A 17697-nucleotide genomic window follows, 5' to 3' on the forward strand; every position below is an offset into this window, starting at 1 on the left:
AGCACTGTGAGCGCATTTATTAATTCTCTGGAAAGGGTCATATTGCCCTTCGCCATTAAGATTGGCAAACAGCAACATATTAATGCCATCAAGAATGGGTTTATCCGGCTGATGCCGTTAACCCTGACGGGTGCCATGTTCGTGCTTATCAATAACGTGTTCTTGAGTTTTGGTGAAGGGTCATTCTTCTTCTCGATGGGTGTCCGTTTGGATGCTGATACCATCACGACCCTCAATGGTTTTAAAGCGATAGGCGGTAACGTTTATAACGGTACTCTTGGCATCATGTCATTAATGACACCATTCTTCATCAGTATGGCCTTGGCTGAGGAGAAAAGAGTCGACCCACTGGCGTCTGCCTTGCTGGCCATTGCCGCCTTTATGACAGTGACGCCATACAGTGTTGGTGATGCCTATGCCGTCGGTGCCAACTGGTTGGGTGGGGCGAATATTATTTCGGGTATCATCATTGGCTTAGTGGTTGCTGAGGTCTTTGCCTTTATCGTGCGGCGTAACTGGGTTATCCGCCTGCCGGACAGTGTGCCAACTTCTGTTTCTCGCTCGTTCTCTGCTCTGATCCCCGGCTTTATCATCCTTTCCATCATGGGTGTGATTGCCTATTCTCTGGGATTGCATGGCACCAACTTCCACCAGATCATCATGGACACCATTTCAGCTCCGCTGTCGAAAATGGGCAGTGTGGTGGGTTGGGTGTATGTCATGTGCTCTTCATTGTTGTGGTTCTTCGGGATTCACGGCGCGATGGCGTTATCTGCATTGGAAAGCGGCATTATGATGCCATTTGCGCTGGAGAACGTGGCAACGTATACCCAGTATGGCTCTGTTGCTGCGGCATTGGCTGCGGGCAAAGAGTTCCACATGTGGGCTAAACCTTTCGTTGACTCCTACATCTTCTTGGGGGGAACTGGGGCAACACTTGGCTTGGTTATTGCTATCTTTATCGGCTCCCGCCGTGAAGATTATCGTCAGGTGGCAAAACTGGGGGCACCCGCGAGTGTGTTCCAGATTAACGAGCCTATCTTGTTCGGCCTGCCGGTCATAATGAATCCACTATTCTTTATTCCATTTATTCTGGTTCAACCCGTTTTAGCCATTATCACCTCGATTGCCTATTACACAGGGTTTATTCCACCGATTACCAATATTGCGCCGTGGACCATGCCAGTCGGCTTGGGCGCTTTCTTTAATACTAACGGCAGTATTGCTGCCATGCTGTTAAGTCTGTTCAACCTAGGGATTGCCACATTGATTTATCTGCCGTTTGTGATTATCGCCAACAAAGCACAAAACGAGATAGACCGTGAAGTTCAAAGTGAAGAAGAGATAGCCGATAGCTTGAAATTCTAATTGTTAACCCTATTGAACGTATAAGGTTGGAGGTCGGAGTGAAATATCAATTTCCCGATAATTTTTGGTGGGGTAGCGCCACTTCTGCAACCCAATCTGAAGGGGCGTCATTGCAGGATGGCAAGAGCAAGAACATCTTCGATTATTGGTATGATATTGCACCCGAACGTTTTCATGGACAAATTGGCCCGGAAAACACCTCCACCTTTTACGATAATTACCAGCAGGATATCTTGCTGTTAAAACAACTGGGACATAACACATTCAGGACGTCGATTTCATGGTCGAGACTGATTCCAAGTGGTGACGGCGAGTTGAACCCTAAAGCGGTCACTTTTTATAACGCGGTCATTGATTCCTTATTAGCGAATGGCATTACACCTTTTATCAACCTTTACCATTTTGATATGCCGCTGTGCATGCAAGAGAAAGGGGGCTGGGAAAGCCGAGCAGTGGTGGATGCCTATGCGCGCTATGCCAAAATCTGCTTTACCTTGTTTGGTGACCGAGTAAAACACTGGTTTACCTTTAATGAGCCGATTGTACCGGTTGAGGCCGGCTATCTGAATGACCTGCATTACCCTTGTGTGGTTGATTTCAAACGCGCAGTCACTGTGGCCTACCACAGTGTGTTGGCGCATGCCAAAGCAGTAGAAAATTACCGGAAAATGGAGCAGGGCGGTGAGATCGGTATCATTTTAAACCTTACCCCAACCTACCCTCGCTCGGACAGTTCGCCAGATTTGGTGGCGGCTGATCGAGCCGACTTATTGCTTAACCGTAGTTTCCTCGACCCTGTCACAAAAGGTGTTTATTCCGAGGAACTTATTGCATTACTGCGCGAATATGATCTACTCCCGCAAGTTGAACCCGGTGATTGCCAGCTCATCGCTACAGGGGTCATCGACTTACTGGGCGTTAACTATTATCAGCCAAGAAGAGTACAGGCGAAAGATACTCCAACCCCGCCGGAGCAAGTGAAAACACCGGAAGATTTATTCAGTTTCTATCAAATGCCAGGGCGGAAAATTAACCCTCATCGCGGCTGGGAAATTTATGAAAAAGGGTTATATGACATTCTGATTAACCTGAAACAGAATTATGGCAATATCCCCTGTTATATCTCAGAAAATGGCATGGGTGTTGAGGGCGAAGAGCAATTTCTCGCGCCATCGGGGCAAGTTAATGACGATTATCGCATTGAATTTATTCGCGACCATCTAAAATGGTTGCATCAGGCATTACAAGAGGGGAGCAACTGCAAAGGCTACCATCTATGGACCTTTATTGATTGCTGGTCTTGGCTCAATGCCTACAAAAATCGCTATGGATTAGTCCGGTTAAATATCACAGATCAGTCGAGAGTCATAAAGAAAAGTGGCTATTGGTTTGCAGATGTTACCAGACAAAACGGCTTTAATTAATTGGAGTAACCGTATGTTTGACTTAGATAAAATTATTGATGATGCACAGCCCACTGATGAGTTGGAAGATGTGGTTATGGGGCTAATTATTAATGCTGGGCAAGCTCGCAGTTTAGCTTATAAAGCATTAAAACATGCCAAAACGGGTGACTTTGTTCAAGCTGAGGAACTGATGGCACAATCACGTCAGGCACTGAATGAAGCGCACTTGGTACAGACTCAGCTTATTGAAGCTGACCAAGGCGAAGGCAAAACCAGAGTCACCTTGGTACTGGTGCACGCACAAGATCATTTAATGAATGCGATGTTAGCCAGAGAGTTAATTGCGGAGTTGATTGAATTGCACCAAAAGATAGACTGATCCTCCAGCGTGAATATCCATTGTTTTAGATGAATGAGTGAAGGTAAATAAGATGGAAGTCAGATTAGTTCGTGAAAAAGACTTTTTTAACGGAAAAGAATTCCATCTGTTTATTTATAATAAAACGGAGAGTGCGACCGGCTTACATCAACATGATTATTATGAATATACTCTGATATTAACGGGCATGTGTTATCAGGAAATTAACGGTAAGCGGGTCTTCTTAGAACGCGGTGATTTCGTTTTTATTCCGATGGGTTCCCACCATCAAAGTTTCTATGATTTTGGTGCGACGCGAATTTTAAACGTTGGGATCAGGAAAAACTTCTTTGAAGAACACTTTTCTCATCTGCTCTCCAGACCTATTGTTGCTTCACAAGCGTATCGCCTAAAAGGTGATTTTCTTTCTTATATCGAATCGGCTATTTCTGCTCCGCACTTTAGAGAAGATGAGCTGAGTGAACTGGTTGAATTACTGACCTTTTATGTCACTAACCGCATCAGCCATTATAAAGAGAGTGATGTCAACGATGACATTCCGCAGTGGCTGAAAAACAGCATCGATAAAATGCATGACAAGTCGATGTTTGGCGAGAAAGCGCTAGTGAATATGATTGAGCTGTCTGGTAAAACTCAAGAGTACCTTACTCGTGCTACTCGGCGTTATTACCAAAAAACGCCGATGCAGATTATCAATGAAATCAGAATCAATTTTGCTAAAACTCAGCTTGAAATGACGAACTATTTTGTCTCGGATATTGCCTTCGACGCGGGTTACAGCGATACCACTTTATTTATTAAAAACTTTAAAAAACTGACCTCTTTTACGCCGGGGAATTATCGCAAGAAATTCAACTGTGTTAGAGAGGGATTATCCGATTAGCTTGGCCAAAGATTTATCGTCTTAATAGGCTTATGAGGCACCCTCAATGGAAAAGTTACTTATTGTTAATGCCGATGATTTTGGCCTCTGCAAAGGCCAAAGTTATGGGATTATTGAAGCATTCCGCAATGGTATTGTCTCTTCAACCACGGCAATGATGAACTGTACGGCGATTTATCACGCCGCAGAACTCAGCAAACAAAATCCTGATTTACCTGTGGGAATGCACTTTGTTTTGACCTATGGCCAACCACTAACGGTCATGCCTTCTTTGGTTGATGCTAAGGGAGAATTGGGTAAATGGTTGTGGCAACGGGCTGACGCTGGTGAGTTGAATCTGGATGAAATCGCCCAGGAACTGGCCGCACAGTTTGATAAATTTGTCACTGTTTTTGGCCGCTTACCCACGCATATTGATAGCCATCACCATGTTCATATGTTGCCACAGATTTATCCGCTGATTGAGTCATTCGCCCGCGAAAAAGGGGTTGCGTTGCGCGTCGATCGTAATGAAGTACAGCAGCAAGGCATTGTGCTCAATGAACCGCGCAGCACAGAGTGGTTTGATGCCGGTTTTTATGGAGAGGATTTATCGAAACAATCATTTTTAAAATTATTGGATTACGCACAGCAACACCAGATTAATTCACTTGAAATAATGTGCCACCCGGCATTTATTGATCAAATCCTCATGACCAGCGGATACTGTTACCCAAGACTGGCCGAATTAGATGTGCTCACCTCACCGCAATTAAGACAGGCAATTGAACAACGCGGCTACCGGCTAGGATCGTATTTAGACTGTTGAGTTTAATCTGAGGTTAGGGGCAAGTTTTACTCTATTAAATAGTTAAATAGTTAAATAGTTAAATAGTTAAATAGTTAAATAGTTAAATAGTTAAATAGTTAATAAGTTAATAAGTTAATAAGTTAATAAGTTAATAAGTTAATAAGTTAATAAGTTAATTATTAAATAGAGTCTTCGTGAGTGCCAGCTTTAATAGTATGGGTATATAAGGTTTGGCTTGTTACGGCATAAAATGAGTAAAAATAATAATTATTATCAACAAGAGTTAAACGAATCAACTTACTTGATTGATAATTGAACGGACGGAATCAATTATCAGGTGGGCTGCTGCTTTTATAAGCAACAGTAAAATCAACCGTCAATATCATTCATGCCGATTTGACGGTAAATCAAGGAGGATATACCGATGAAAGATATACTAAGAAGTTTACTGCTGGTGGGGATTATGTCTGTATCTGCGGGCACTGTTGCTGAGGAAGGTAAGTTGTGGCCAGCATCTAGCGATGAGTGCTCTGATGGCCCCGACCCTGACACTTTGGAATACGAATATTGTCAGGCTGCTGGTGGATGCAGTCATTAAATCAGTATAAATAACGCTAATATTGTGGCTTAAAAGCCGTCTGTATGAAGTGTCTAATATAAGGTTGTCACTTTATGCAGGCGGTTTTTATATTTTAAACGATGGTTTTTTATCTATCACGATAGTTAATTCTCTCGTTTGCTCAGGGGCAAAAGGGGAGGTTCGTTGAATACCAGATAAGAAATATAAATGAAACCCGAAGTATGAATGCTTGCCAGTTTATTAAAAAATAAACATATTCATAATAATATATTGAGTAACCTAAGTTCGATAAATAGAAATAATTCTGTTAATGTGAACTCTTATTTTTGTTTATTCTGTAAGCATGTTGCATAGCAAGTTTTTAAATTATTTAGATGGTAATTATATTGTTATCCTTAGTTTCATCATCTCAGTATTTTGTGTCTATAGTAATAGCCATAGGGCGTTTATCCTTTATTACTATTAGTTGGTGTTGAAGCTAAGGAGATTGATGATGAATAAGATTAGTTCTACGAATACTAATAATCCAGTAATTACTTTATCCGCAATTAGCTATTTCCCTAATGGGTTCGATAAAAACACTCAATACCCGGTGATTATCGTCTCCCATCCCGGAACCCAATTATCACTTATAACTCACCACATGGCTAATGTCTTCCTGACACAACCTATGCAGATTGCGGGCGGCGCTAAGCATATGGATCGGTATGACGGTAATGATTACGTCGCAGAAACGGTATCCGTTTTAGCTTCCTTTTTGAGATGAAACTGTAATGAAAACTGTACATATTCAGAATCCGGATATGGCTTGGCATTATTGCTGCCAACATTCTGGTTCCCGCGAATTTTGATGAAGCGAAAAAATATCCAACGATTATTAGCATTCATCCTTTTGGTAGTTGCAAAGCACAGACTTCTGGCAATGTATACGGCAAAACGCTGGCTGAAGCCGGCTATGTGGTTCTTGCCTACGATGCGAGTTTTCAAGGTGAGTCTGGTGGTTCTCCTTGCTGGATTGAAGACCCCACTCAACGAGTGGAAGATATCAGCCGCGTAATTGATTATGCCGTGACGCTGCCATACGTCGATGCTGATCGAATTGGTCTGTTGGGGATTTGTAGTGGCGGTGGCTATGCAATTAATGCCACTTTGACAGAAAAGCGTATTCAGGCTGTGGTCAGTATCTCTGGTTTGAATGTCGGTCGTCTCTTCCGGGAAGGTTTTAGCGATTACGATCCACTCGGTGCACTGAAAGCAATGGCGGCGCAGCGTACTCTAGCTTGGGATGCTTTTGCTGAAACTCTGCTGACCCAACCAATTATGGTAATAATAGGCCAGAAAGTGGGAGCTTTTGGTGCCTTTCGCGACGGGATGGAGATTTATGGCCGAGCAAATGCTTCCAAAGATCGTCAGTTAGTCTCTTTGGCGGACTTTTCCCATTATGACCTGTATGACAAGCCGAAAGCGGTACGTTAGGCTCTGGATAAAATAATACCGTTTTTCAAAACACACCTGAGATAAACCTAAGGTAATCCGCACTCGTTTATAGCGAAGCATATTGAAGCTGGTGCTATCTGGCCGCTAGGATTTTCGGTATCAGTTAATCGACCCAAAGAGATTAGCTTCAATTAGGAGATTCCAGACCACAGAGACACAAAAAAGCCCGCGACCTAGGATGGATGCGGGCTTTTCGTACTTCTCCGGACTTATCTGGTAATACCCGGATCATTATTTGGTGGAGCTGGGGGATTTGAACCCCCGTCCGAAATTACTACACCGTCGGTACTACATGCTTAGTCCAATCATTACATTCGCCGGCCAGCTGCGGATGGACACGCCACTGACAAACTATCCTGATTAGTTTTAATGCTTCCACCCCAGGCAAGGTTTCCACACGAGCTCTTTTAGGTTTGACCTCTCTTGATCCCCGTCCTAAGAGCGGAGGCTAGGGAGAGAGGGCTCTAAGCAGGGTATTAAGCTGCTAGTGCGTAGTTTTCGTCGTTTGCGACTATTTTTTTGCGGTTTTTTACGAGGCCACCGCACCTCGGCATGCACCTTGGGTTTCGCGAATCCCGTCGAATCCAGAATCAGCCCCAAAGAACTTCGTCAGTATAACAGAACTATGTCCTGCTAAGCCAGTGACTTAACGATTTGCGTGCTTCATGATACGCGCTTTGTCTAATTTCCACTCGCGATCACGAATATCATCGCGCTTGTCGTTATCTTTTTTACCTTTAGCTACACCGATTTTAATTTTTGTCCACGCATTCTTCCAGTACATGGAGAGTGCGACTACGGTATAACCTTCACGATTGACTCGCCCAAATAGAGAGTCCAATTCGCGCTTGTTCAGCAGCAGTTTACGAGTACGCATTGGCTCGCAGACAACATGAGTCGATGCTACGTTCAACGGCGTAATCGTGGCACCAAATAGAAATGCCTCGCCGTTTTTAAACATAACATAGCTATCGCTGATGTTTGCCTTGCCCGCACGCAGTGATTTTACTTCCCAACCTTGCAATGCAAGACCTGCTTCGAATTCTTCTTCGATGAAGTATTCATGACGGGCACGTTTATTTTGCGCAATGGTCGCGGAACCGGGTTTGTATGCTTTTTTCTTTGTCATAGTGTTGATCATTATACTGTATGCGCAGACGAATGAAATCCTTTCCCATAGGATGCTTGTGCATTTTGTCTCATTTGTTGCACGGAATGCCTAGCAGATTTTTTGTATGGCGATAGATAAATGGTATTATCAGTGCGTTTTATGTCACACAGGAAATGTTATGCCACAGATTAGCCGCTCTGCGCTGGTTCCATTTAGTGTAGAACAGATGTATCAACTGGTTAATGATGTTCGCTCTTACCCAGAATTTTTGCCCGGTTGTACCGGAAGCCGGGTTCTTGATGCTACTGAAAATGAAATGACGGCTGCCGTTGATGTTGCGAAAGCCGGGATCAGTAAAACGTTCACAACACGTAATACATTAACTGATAACCAGAGCATTGCTATGCAGCTGGTTGATGGGCCGTTTCGTAAACTTATGGGGGGATGGCATTTCACCCCATTGAGTGCGGATGCTTGTAAAGTTGAATTGCACCTTGATTTTGAATTTACCAATAAGTTGATTGAATTGGCTTTTGGTAAAATATTCAAAGAATTAGCGGGGAATATGGTGCAAGCTTTCACCCAACGAGCTAAAGAGGTTTACAGTGTCTAATATTCGCGTTGAGGTAGTTTATGCCTTACCTGAACGCCAATATTTACGTACTGTGACTCTTGTCGAGGGAAGCACAGTTGAGGATGCTATCAATACATCGGGTCTGCTTGAGTTACGGTCTGATATTGATCTGGCAAAGAACAAAGTGGGGGTTTACAGCCGCCCGGTAAAGCTTGGTGATAAACTTAATGATGGTGATCGCGTCGAGATATATCGCCCTTTAATTGCCGATCCTAAAGAGTTGCGTCGACAGCGTGCGGAGCAGGCAAAAAAATAAGGCACAATATGCGCCTTATTTTTTGTTGTAGCCCTGGACTGCTATTGAAGGAAAACGCGTACTATCGTGCGGATGTATAAACATCAATAGGCTTAATACTTAAAGCCCCATCAGCATTTGCTCCCTCAACGTGCTCTGCAATCTTCGGATAAATTAATTTCCTGCTAATGTTGGCTCATTCTTGATATCGGTCAGTACACCACTGCTATCGAAGGTCAACGTTAAGGTTTGTTGTGTGACTTTCTCGTGGCCTGGTTGTTGGCGGAACACATAGAACCAAGTTTTAGTGCCAAACGGGTCCTGCAACATTGGAGTGCCTAAGGTATATGCCACTTGTTGTTGGGTCATACCTTTATGGATTTTGGACGCGTCATTAGGTGATAAATAGTTACCCTGATTAATATCAGGCCGGTAGACCACCTTCTCCAGCGTTGAACAACCCGCAGTAAGCATTGCAAGCATCACAGCGGCGGCAGTCAGCATTTTACAGCGCATAGTAATCACATTCCTTTAGGGCGTAGGATGACGATGATAATAGACCTTGCAGCAGTTGGAAACCTTTACAGGGCACCTGTATGACCTCTGGAAAGGGAAAAAGTTAATCTTTTCTACGCTGCGAGCAATTCTTTTGCATTTGCCAAGGTGTTTTTCGTCACTTCACTTCCGCCCAGAAGGCGCGCCAACTCTTGTAAGCGGGCTTTTTTATCTAACCGATGCATCTGTGTTTCGGTTTCAGTGCCATCAGTTTGTTTACTCACAAAGAAATGTTGATGACCACAACCTGCAACTTGTGGGAGGTGAGTTACACACATAACCTGAGTTGATTCACCTAGCTGACGCAATAAGCGACCCACTATGGCGGCCGTCGGCCCACTGATACCTACATCAACCTCATCAAAGATCAGCGCAGGTGTGTCCATTTTACGGGCTGTAATAACCTGAATAGCCAAGGCGATACGTGATAGTTCACCACCCGAGGCCACTTTAGCCAGTGGTTGTAGTGGCTGACCCGGGTTAGTCGTCACGCAGAACTCAATACGGCTTGCTCCTTCAGCACTGAGATGTTCAGGCTCAAATTGGGTTTCTATGGTGAATTTACCGTGGGGCATAGATAGTTCATGCATGCTTTCGGTAATCAGTGCGGCCAGTTCGTCAGCATAATGCTGGCGTTCCTCATGTAACCGCTTAGCGATGACCAATGCGTTTTGATAATGAATATTGACTGCATGACTAAGTTGTTCATGATCATTTTCTTGTTGTGATAGTTGTTCTTGCTCATCTAGCAACTGTTGATGGAATTGCGGTAGTTCTTCTGGGGAAACATGGTGTTTACGAGCCAGATTTAATTGACGAGATAACCGTTGTTCCAGCTCATACAATCTGTTGGGATCCATATCAAACTGTTCAGCATAATGACGTAATTCATCACTGGCCTCACTGATTTGGATGGACGCTTCTTCCAGCATATTTAGCAGGTTGTTAAATTGATCATCCATACCCGCCAGTTCAGTCAATTGATGCTTGGCTGAGTAAAGTTGGCTAAGAATATTATTCTGTTCGTCGTCTGCCAGTAACTGCAAAGCCTGTTGACTGAGTGACAGCAACTGACCACTGTTAGCCAGTCGCTTATATTCGATATCAATTTGTTCGTATTCCCCAGCCTGTGGAGCGAATGAATTCAGCTCTTTCAACTGATATTGCAGTAGCTCATGACGCGCATTTCGCTCAAGTGATTGTTGCTGATGCAGGGCTAATGCGCGGCAGCTTTGATGCCATATTTGATAGGACGCTTTCATTTCAGCCAACAGAGAGGATTGGTCTGCGTAAGCGTCTAATAATTGTTTTTGATGGTCTGGTCTTAACAATAATTGATGTGCATGTTGGCCGTGGATTTGAATCAGATGCTGCCCCAATTCCCGTAATTGGGACAAAGGAACGGCAGTCCCATTAATAAATCCTCTTGAGCGGCCATCGGTTCCTATTGCACGCCGCAGCAGGCATTCATTGCTGTCATCGAGATGATTGTTTTCTAGCCATTGGCGAGCTGAGGGAGTATCTGCGAGTGAGAAGCGTGCACAGATATCCGCACGTGTTGCCCCTAAACGCACCATACTGCCGTCTGAGCGGCTACCAAGACACAACCCTAATGCATCTATAGCGATAGATTTACCCGCCCCTGTTTCACCAGTAATTGCAGTCATTCCGGGCTGAAAATCAATTTCTAACTCACGCACAATAGCAAAATTACTGATGGTTAATTGGGCCAGCATGGTAAATCTCCTGTACATAAACACATATCTGTATTTGAATACAGTATAAACTGGTTTTATATACAGTAAAGTCCTTGAGGCGTTTTTTAGAATAATTTTTTTGACCAGCCCAACTTTGTGCTTAACGTATTGAAATAGCTGTAGTCCTTAGGATGAATTAGGTTTAAGTGAAAATCGCTACGCCGAATTAAAAGCTCTTCCCCCTCTTGAATTGGCAAGGCTATCTGGCTGTCACAGCTAATTTCCAGATCGCTGGTAATTTGAGAAAACTTCAAACGGATGGTGCTGCTACTATTAATAACTAGTGGGCGAGCTGTCAGCGTATGAGGGAACATGGGAACTAATACAATGGCATCCAGTGTTGGTGTTAAAATGGGGCCGCCCGCAGAGAGTGAGTAAGCGGTAGAACCCGTAGGGGTGGCGATAATCAGCCCATCAGAACGTTGTGAAAATGCGAAGCGGTCATCAATATACACTTCGAATTCAATCATATGGGCAACTTTGCCAGGATGCAAAACCACCTCATTGATGGCCGTGCTGATGCGGCTTTGCTGATTTGTCCGTGTGACTTGCGCTTCAAGCAAAAAGCGTTGTTCGCTGAGGTATTCGCCTTCCAGCACATCAGAAAGTTGCTGCTGGGCGTTATCTGGGTCTAAATCGGTCAAAAAGCCTAGGTTGCCTCGGTTGACACCGATCACTTTGATATCATAGCGAGCAAGTACCCGAGCAGCACCGAGCATGTTGCCATCGCCGCCGACGACAACAGCTAAATCAGCTTTTTGGCCGATGTCAGCCAAACTGCCAGTCACAGCGTTGGTTAACTTGAGGTCTTTAGCAATCTGTTGTTCCACCATCACGTCATAACCTCTAGCGTTTAACCAGTGGTAGAGCATTTCATGAGTGGCAAGTGCAGCTGGGTGCCGTGGGTGACCGACAATACCAATACAATTGAATCTTTTATTATTCATTGCCGTGATTTTCCTCACTGGGGGTGTCTTTTACCCCACATTATGACCGGTTCCCTTGAATCCCCGGTTTTGATCCCCATAATAAGCCAAGTAGCGAGATTAATGCTAAAACGCGGAGATATCCATGAGTAGTAAAGAACAGAAAACACCAAACGAGCAAGTCTCGGAAGAAATGGAAAATGCAGCAGAGCAGCAAGTGGAAGCGACACAAGAGACGGGTGAAGGTGTAGATCCGCGTGTTGCCGAGCTTGAAGCGCAGTTGGCTGCAGCCTTACAGCGTGAGCGCGAAAGCTTGCTACGCGCCAAGGCCGAAGTTGAAAATATCCGTCGTCGTACTGAATTGGATGTTGAAAAGGCACATAAGTTTGCTTTGGAACGATTCTCAGCTGAATTATTGCCAGTAATCGACAACTTGGAACGCGCGCTGGATACTGCCGATAAGAGCAATACCGAGTTGACTGCCATGATTGAAGGTGTAGAACTGACCCTAAAATCATTACTTGATGCAGTTGGCAAATACGGTATTGAGGTTGTCGGTGATACTAACGTGCCATTTAATCCTGAAGTTCATCAGGCAATGACGATGCTTGAATCAGCTGATCATGAGCCAAATCAGGTCATGATGGTCATGCAGAAAGGTTACACGTTGAATGGCCGTCTGCTGCGCCCGGCGATGGTAGCGGTATCTAAAGCGAAAGCCTAAGGTGTCCTGACAGATAAAAGGCACCTCTGTGGTGCCTTTTTTATGTCTGTGGCTAAGTGAATAACGTTTTATTCTAACGTAGGCAATTTAGGCTGCCAGTCAATAGGCGGTAGACCTTGCTGTTGTAATAGCTGGTTAGCTTGTGAAAAGTGCTTACAGCCAAGAAAACCACGGTGTGCCGAGAGTGGTGAGGGGTGTGGAGCCTTCAAAATAAAATGGCGCTGGGCATCAATGATTCGGCCCTTTTTCTGTGCATGCGCTCCCCACAGCATAAAAATAACCCCGTTACGATGTTCATTCAGTGCCGCAATGACTTTATCAGTAAAGGTTTCCCAGCCAAGGTTAGCGTGCGAGTGGGCATTACCCGCTTCAACCGTTAGCACGGTATTCAGTAACAGCACGCCTTGTTCGGCCCAGCTTTGTAAAAAGCCATGATTGGGGCGCTGAAATCCGGGAATGTCAGTAGCCAGCTCTTTGTACATATTCACCAATGAGGGCGGTGCTGGTACGCCAGGTAAGACTGAAAATGATAGTCCGTGAGCTTGGTTAGGCCCGTGGTAAGGGTCTTGGCCCAAAATAACCACTTTTACCTGATCCAACTCGGTTAGGCGAAACGCATTAAATACATCTTTTTGTGCCGGATAAATGATTTTACCTGCACTGCGCTCTGCTGCCACATAGGCTAGCGTATCTTTAAAATAAGGCTGTTCTTTTTCTTGGCCGATCACATCGTGCCAGCTAAGGGAGGCGGTCATAAACACTCTCCTTGTTTCGGTAAGATATTGATGTGCGTTAGCTTACCGGTTCGCCCTTACGAGTGAAACCGTTAAACCTGAGTCTGTGACGCGATGGTTGTTTTTTGCTCGATTAACATAAAAAATGTTGAAAATTTACAAAAATAATTGCGATGGACTGATTTGATAAAATTGATATAAAACAAAAATTTGCCAGTGACGTGATTGTCGCCACGCTTGAAAGATTGATTTAAGTCAAAGAATTGCGGCAGTCTGACTGGTATATAGAACAATAAGACAACAATGGTTTTACCAAATAACCAAGATAGTTTTCTCCCCCTTGGAATTTATAGCCGTATTACGGAGGCACCAAATGATTACTGGTATTCAAATTACTAAAGCTAACAATGAAGCCTTACTGAACTCTTTCTGGCTGCTGGATGACGAAAAAGATGAACTGCGCTGTGTTTGCGCTAAATCAGGTTATGCAGAAGACCAAATCGTTCCAGTCAGTGAATTAGGTCAGATCGAATATCGTGAAGTTCCACTGGAAGTGCAACCGACTGTGCGTGTTGAGGGTGGTCAGCATTTGAACGTGAACGTTCTGCGCCGCGAAACTCTGGAAGATGCAGTGAAGAATCCAGAAAAATATCCTCAGCTAACGATTCGTGTATCTGGCTATGCCGTGCGTTTCAACTCACTGACGCCTGAACAGCAACGTGATGTCATTACTCGTACTTTCACCGAAAGTCTGTAATTCATGTTATAGCAATGACATCTCAAAAATATTAGGGAGCCTTTATGGCTCCCTTTTTGTATCTGTATTTTATTAATCAATAAGTTAGAGTCTGATCACATCTTTGCCTTTATATAAATAAATCTTACCAATTCCACTTAAGAACTCATCCGATGTGTCGATAGATAAATTTATTGAGCATAACTCAGTATTGAGACTATCTTTAGAGCACCTTATATAGCCAGGTGGCGAAAAGTAGAGGTAGCGTGTCTAGTTCATCGATATAACAATAAGTTAGGGAGCGGTAGTATGTCTGGATCAGCACTGATAATGAGGGTGAGACGCAATTTACGTTACGCCATTTACGGTGTTTTGATGCCATTAATCAGTTTTGAGGGGCAGGCAATGGCTGAGATTACGACTGCTTTCACTGATCCTACAGTAATACCAATCGCTGATGCTATTGTTCACGGAGATGTAAAACAGATCCATCAATTGGCTAATAAAACCTTGTTACAACAACAAGGCGAGCAGTCTGTCACACTGATGCAGTGGGCTATTCTCAATCAACAACCCGAAAGTTTAGCTGCATTGTTGCAAGAAAATGCAGATCCTTTTCAGCCGGGGATACAGGGTGATACTGCGTGGCATACCGCAGCAAGCGTTCAAGATGCTCATTACATGCAGATCCTACTCAGAAACCCTATTCGACCCGATGTGAGAAATAGTGTGACACTCGCGACACCCTTGGCTGCTGCAGTGATGGCCGGGCGCGAGATCCAGGTGATCTTGTTGTTGGTCACTGGTGTTGATCCCAATCTTGCTGATCGGATGGGAGACACTCCATTGCATCTGGCTGGTAAGACGAATGCCCCGGATTTAGCATTGCGTCTGCTAAAAGCGGGGGCTGATCCTAAATTACGTAACCAGCAGGGCGCGACCTTCCAGCAGTATTTGGCGACGACGCCATTGAGTATGCACAGCACTGAAGTGCAGCAAAAATATCGGCAGTTGGATATCTGGCTGCGGGGTAAAAGATTAGCCGAGATTTATCAGCAATAGAGTTCATGTTTATCAGATAAATATAAAAAAAGCCGCTATTTATCAGCGGCTTTTTTACTTGAATGCGGTGTTAATCACCACTCTATTTGCTAGCAGGTTTATCCTTGGGTTGACGGCGCTTACCAACATTTTTGGCATCACGATGACGAACCTTAACCTTTGCTTTCTCTTTACTAGCTTCTTTTAGTTCTTTACGTTTTGCTAAAACTTTCTTCGACGGTTTACCCGTGGTTTTTTCGCTTGGTGCTTTGCTGGTTGGGCGCAGTTCATCAATCACCCGTGGTTTCAGAGGCTCTTTCAGATAACGGCCAATTTTACCCAGCAACAAATGGTCATGCGCTTCAACCAATGATATAGCGACACCTTTACGCCCGGCACGGCCCGTACGGCCAATACGGTGAAGGTAAACATCAGCAGTTAGTGGCAGATCAAAGTTGAACACGTGGCTGATATCATCGATATCCAAACCGCGTGAGGCAACATCAGTGGCAACCAGAACATTAACCCGGCCATCACTTAAACGTATAACGGCTTCAGTACGTTTGGCCTGAACCATTTCGCCTTCGAGGAACCAAGCGTTAATCCCTGCTTCACGTAGCCAACTGACCAGTTGGTGTACCTTTTCACGAGTACGAACGAAAATGATGGATTTTTGCACTTCTGGCTGCTTGAGCAGATGCACTAGCAAGGCGGTTTTATGTTCGATATTGTCCGCACGATAGTACCATTGCAGAATTTTTTTGCGTTCTCGCCGCGATGGATCGGCTTCCAGTTCTACTGGTTCCTCCAGAATGCGCTCCGCAAATTCACGGATAGCTTCCCCTTCTAGGGTGGCAGAGAATAATAATGTCTGCTTACGCCAGCGGGTTTCTGCGGCAATAGTTTCAATATCTTGGGCGAAACCCATATCCAGCATACGGTCAGCTTCGTCCAGAATCAGCGTTTCGACTGCGCGACAATCAAAGTTTTCTTCTTTGATGTATTGCAGCAAGCGGCCTGTGGTTGCAACCACAATATCCTGATTCTCACTAAAGACTTCCGCGTGGTTCATATATGCCACACCGCCGGTAATCGTCGCGATATCCAGTTGTGTATGCTTGGCCAGCTCACGCGCTTGATCTGCTACTTGCATGGCCAGTTCACGGGTTGGCGTCAGGATCAGAATGCGGGGTGGGCCAGATTTTTTGCGTGGAAAATCCAGCAAATGCTGCAAGGCAGGCAGCAAAAAGGCGGCAGTTTTGCCCGTACCTGTTGGTGCCGAACCCAATACATCGCGCCCATCCATAGCTGGCGGAATAGCCGCAGCTTGAATGGCTGTTGGGCGCTCATAGCCTTTGTCGCGCAATGCGTCAATCAGGCGTTCATCGAGATCGAGTTCGGAAAAATTGGTTACAGTCATGGTCTTCCTCTACTTGGGGCGCCGATTATAGACGGGTTAGCCGAATTCTTCACCTGTTTAAGCGGTAATGATGTCTTTTCCCTTCAATCATATTGTCCTATGCTACGCCGGTTATAGATTCTGGTGACTAATGTGGGCGAACAATTGAAAAAAAAACCGGCGTTGCGTGGTGGTGGCTTCACTTTTAAACAATTCTTTGTGGCGCATGATCGCTGCGCAATGAAAGTGGGGACTGATGGCGTTCTGCTCGGCGCTTGGGTTCCAGTAGAAAAAGCTCGCAAAGTACTGGATATCGGCTGTGGCAGTGGGCTGATTGCGCTGATGATTGCCCAGCGTTCGAACTCTGAAGTGATGATTGACGGTGTTGAGTTGGAGCCGGCAGCGGCAGAGCAGGCCAGCAGCAACGTAGCGCAATCTCCTTGGGCTGAACGAGTTTGTATTTATGCACAAGATGTACACCAGTTCGCCGAAAATCATCCTCATCAGTATGACCTTATTGTCAGTAATCCACCCTATTTTGCGCCGGCGGTGGCTTGTCGTGATGAAGCCCGGGATACCGCACGTTATACCGGTTCACTCACTCATGACGCCTTACTGAATTGCGCGGAGAAGCTTATCACAGAGGAGGGGATCTTTTGTGTGGTTTTACCCCACGATTTGGGGGGCGAACTTGCTCGCCTTGCGGTCGCACAACATTGGTTCGTTCGCTGCCAAGTTGATATCAGAGATCGCCCCGGTAAGCCGCTGCATCGGATGCTGCTAACATTATCGCGCCAATCAGGCGAGACTCAATATCAGCATTTGGACCTGCGCCAATCTGAAGGCGTCTATTCACCAGAATTCTGCGCGCTAATCAGTGAGTTTTACCTAAATTATTAGCCACGGACTGGCGAGGTAGTGAGATGTATGAGTTAATAGGGC

The 17697-nt window shown here is 44.9% G+C and carries 20 protein-coding genes and 1 other RNA gene; 14 read left to right on the forward strand and 7 right to left on the reverse strand.

Annotated features, from left to right (window positions below):
- Window positions 1–6: 6 nt before the first annotated feature.
- The 8 genes from chbC (at window position 7) to ACIOG0_RS05190 (ending at window position 6882) form a co-directional block, all read left to right on the forward strand.
- The gene (gene chbC / locus ACIOG0_RS05155) at window positions 7–1368 is read left to right on the forward strand and encodes a PTS N,N'-diacetylchitobiose transporter subunit IIC (protein ID WP_050100870.1); all 1362 of its coding nucleotides are present in this window, start codon (window positions 7–9) and stop codon (window positions 1366–1368) included.
- Window positions 1369–1406: 38 nt separating this feature from the next.
- Window positions 1407–2792: a glycoside hydrolase family 1 protein gene (locus tag ACIOG0_RS05160; RefSeq protein WP_050100869.1), complete on the forward strand. Its 1386-nt coding sequence runs from the start codon at window positions 1407–1409 to the stop codon at window positions 2790–2792.
- A gap of 13 nt (window positions 2793–2805) precedes the next feature.
- A complete protein-coding gene (gene chbA / locus ACIOG0_RS05165) occupies window positions 2806–3153 on the forward strand; it encodes a PTS N,N'-diacetylchitobiose transporter subunit IIA (RefSeq protein ID WP_050295824.1) in 348 nt (115 codons plus the stop codon).
- A 52-nt stretch (window positions 3154–3205) separates the two neighbouring features.
- On the forward strand, window positions 3206–4036 hold the full coding sequence (chbR, locus tag ACIOG0_RS05170) for a transcriptional regulator ChbR (protein ID WP_050100868.1): 831 nt from the start codon (window positions 3206–3208) through the stop codon (window positions 4034–4036).
- Window positions 4037–4082: 46 nt separating this feature from the next.
- Window positions 4083–4844 (forward strand): chitin disaccharide deacetylase, encoded by a 762-nt coding sequence (gene chbG, locus ACIOG0_RS05175; RefSeq protein WP_050295823.1) that lies wholly within the window; start codon window positions 4083–4085, stop codon window positions 4842–4844.
- 406 nt (window positions 4845–5250) lie between these two features.
- Window positions 5251–5424 (forward strand): hypothetical protein, encoded by a 174-nt coding sequence (locus tag ACIOG0_RS05180; protein ID WP_155409014.1) that lies wholly within the window; start codon window positions 5251–5253, stop codon window positions 5422–5424.
- A gap of 472 nt (window positions 5425–5896) precedes the next feature.
- On the forward strand, window positions 5897–6172 hold the full coding sequence (locus ACIOG0_RS05185) for a hypothetical protein (RefSeq protein WP_186371212.1): 276 nt from the start codon (window positions 5897–5899) through the stop codon (window positions 6170–6172).
- Between the two features lie 14 nt (window positions 6173–6186).
- Complete coding sequence (locus ACIOG0_RS05190; RefSeq protein ID WP_221928014.1) at window positions 6187–6882, forward strand: alpha/beta hydrolase; 696 nt, start codon at window positions 6187–6189, stop codon at window positions 6880–6882.
- A gap of 257 nt (window positions 6883–7139) precedes the next feature.
- Here ACIOG0_RS05190 and ssrA read toward each other — a convergent pair.
- Both ssrA and smpB read right to left on the reverse strand, forming a co-directional pair.
- Window positions 7140–7501, reverse strand: a transfer-messenger RNA (tmRNA) gene (ssrA, locus tag ACIOG0_RS05195).
- Window positions 7502–7549: 48 nt separating this feature from the next.
- Window positions 7550–8032, reverse strand: coding sequence for an SsrA-binding protein SmpB (gene smpB, locus ACIOG0_RS05200; RefSeq protein ID WP_032910756.1), 483 nt, complete (start codon window positions 8030–8032; stop codon window positions 7550–7552).
- Between the two features lie 160 nt (window positions 8033–8192).
- On the opposite strand from smpB, the gene ACIOG0_RS05205 reads away from it, so the two are divergent.
- Window positions 8193–8627: a type II toxin-antitoxin system RatA family toxin gene (locus ACIOG0_RS05205; protein WP_050100857.1), complete on the forward strand. Its 435-nt coding sequence runs from the start codon at window positions 8193–8195 to the stop codon at window positions 8625–8627.
- Complete coding sequence (locus ACIOG0_RS05210) at window positions 8620–8904, forward strand: RnfH family protein (protein ID WP_050100856.1); 285 nt, start codon at window positions 8620–8622, stop codon at window positions 8902–8904. The genes ACIOG0_RS05205 and ACIOG0_RS05210 overlap by 8 nt, the downstream gene beginning before the upstream one ends.
- Before the next feature lie 153 nt (window positions 8905–9057).
- Here ACIOG0_RS05210 and bamE read toward each other — a convergent pair whose 3' ends face one another.
- The 3 genes from bamE to nadK all read right to left on the reverse strand — a co-directional run bounded on the left by bamE (window position 9058) and on the right by nadK (window position 12142).
- Window positions 9058–9399 (reverse strand): outer membrane protein assembly factor BamE, encoded by a 342-nt coding sequence (gene bamE / locus ACIOG0_RS05215; RefSeq protein ID WP_019212230.1) that lies wholly within the window; start codon window positions 9397–9399, stop codon window positions 9058–9060.
- Window positions 9400–9512: 113 nt separating this feature from the next.
- Window positions 9513–11174: a DNA repair protein RecN gene (gene recN / locus ACIOG0_RS05220; protein ID WP_050140660.1), complete on the reverse strand. Its 1662-nt coding sequence runs from the start codon at window positions 11172–11174 to the stop codon at window positions 9513–9515.
- Window positions 11175–11260: 86 nt separating this feature from the next.
- A complete protein-coding gene (gene nadK / locus ACIOG0_RS05225) occupies window positions 11261–12142 on the reverse strand; it encodes an NAD(+) kinase (protein ID WP_050100854.1) in 882 nt (293 codons plus the stop codon).
- 124 nt (window positions 12143–12266) lie between these two features.
- Between nadK and grpE the strand changes: the two genes are divergently transcribed.
- Window positions 12267–12845, forward strand: a complete 579-nt coding sequence (grpE, locus tag ACIOG0_RS05230) for a nucleotide exchange factor GrpE (RefSeq protein ID WP_050100853.1) — start codon at window positions 12267–12269, stop codon at window positions 12843–12845.
- Between the two features lie 68 nt (window positions 12846–12913).
- Here grpE and ung read toward each other — a convergent pair whose 3' ends face one another.
- The gene (gene ung, locus ACIOG0_RS05235) at window positions 12914–13600 is read right to left on the reverse strand and encodes a uracil-DNA glycosylase (protein ID WP_050100852.1); all 687 of its coding nucleotides are present in this window, start codon (window positions 13598–13600) and stop codon (window positions 12914–12916) included.
- Between the two features lie 352 nt (window positions 13601–13952).
- Here ung and grcA point away from each other — a divergent pair, with 352 nt between their 5' ends.
- Both grcA and ACIOG0_RS05245 read left to right on the forward strand, forming a co-directional pair.
- A complete protein-coding gene (gene grcA / locus ACIOG0_RS05240; RefSeq protein ID WP_050100851.1) occupies window positions 13953–14336 on the forward strand; it encodes an autonomous glycyl radical cofactor GrcA in 384 nt (127 codons plus the stop codon).
- A 384-nt stretch (window positions 14337–14720) separates the two neighbouring features.
- Entirely contained in the window at window positions 14721–15377 is a 657-nt protein-coding gene (locus ACIOG0_RS05245) for an ankyrin repeat domain-containing protein (RefSeq protein ID WP_050295842.1), read from the forward strand.
- Between the two features lie 82 nt (window positions 15378–15459).
- On the opposite strand, the gene srmB is transcribed toward ACIOG0_RS05245, so the two are convergent.
- Window positions 15460–16776, reverse strand: a complete 1317-nt coding sequence (srmB, locus tag ACIOG0_RS05250) for an ATP-dependent RNA helicase SrmB (protein WP_050100850.1) — start codon at window positions 16774–16776, stop codon at window positions 15460–15462.
- Window positions 16777–16908: 132 nt separating this feature from the next.
- On the opposite strand from srmB, the gene ACIOG0_RS05255 reads away from it, so the two are divergent.
- Complete coding sequence (locus ACIOG0_RS05255) at window positions 16909–17655, forward strand: tRNA(1)(Val) (adenine(37)-N(6))-methyltransferase TrmN (RefSeq protein WP_050100849.1); 747 nt, start codon at window positions 16909–16911, stop codon at window positions 17653–17655.
- Window positions 17656–17697: the final 42 nt, after the last annotated feature.

Source organism: Yersinia vastinensis (assembly GCF_044905075.1).
In the GTDB taxonomy this organism is placed as follows: domain Bacteria; phylum Pseudomonadota; class Gammaproteobacteria; order Enterobacterales; family Enterobacteriaceae; genus Yersinia; species Yersinia vastinensis.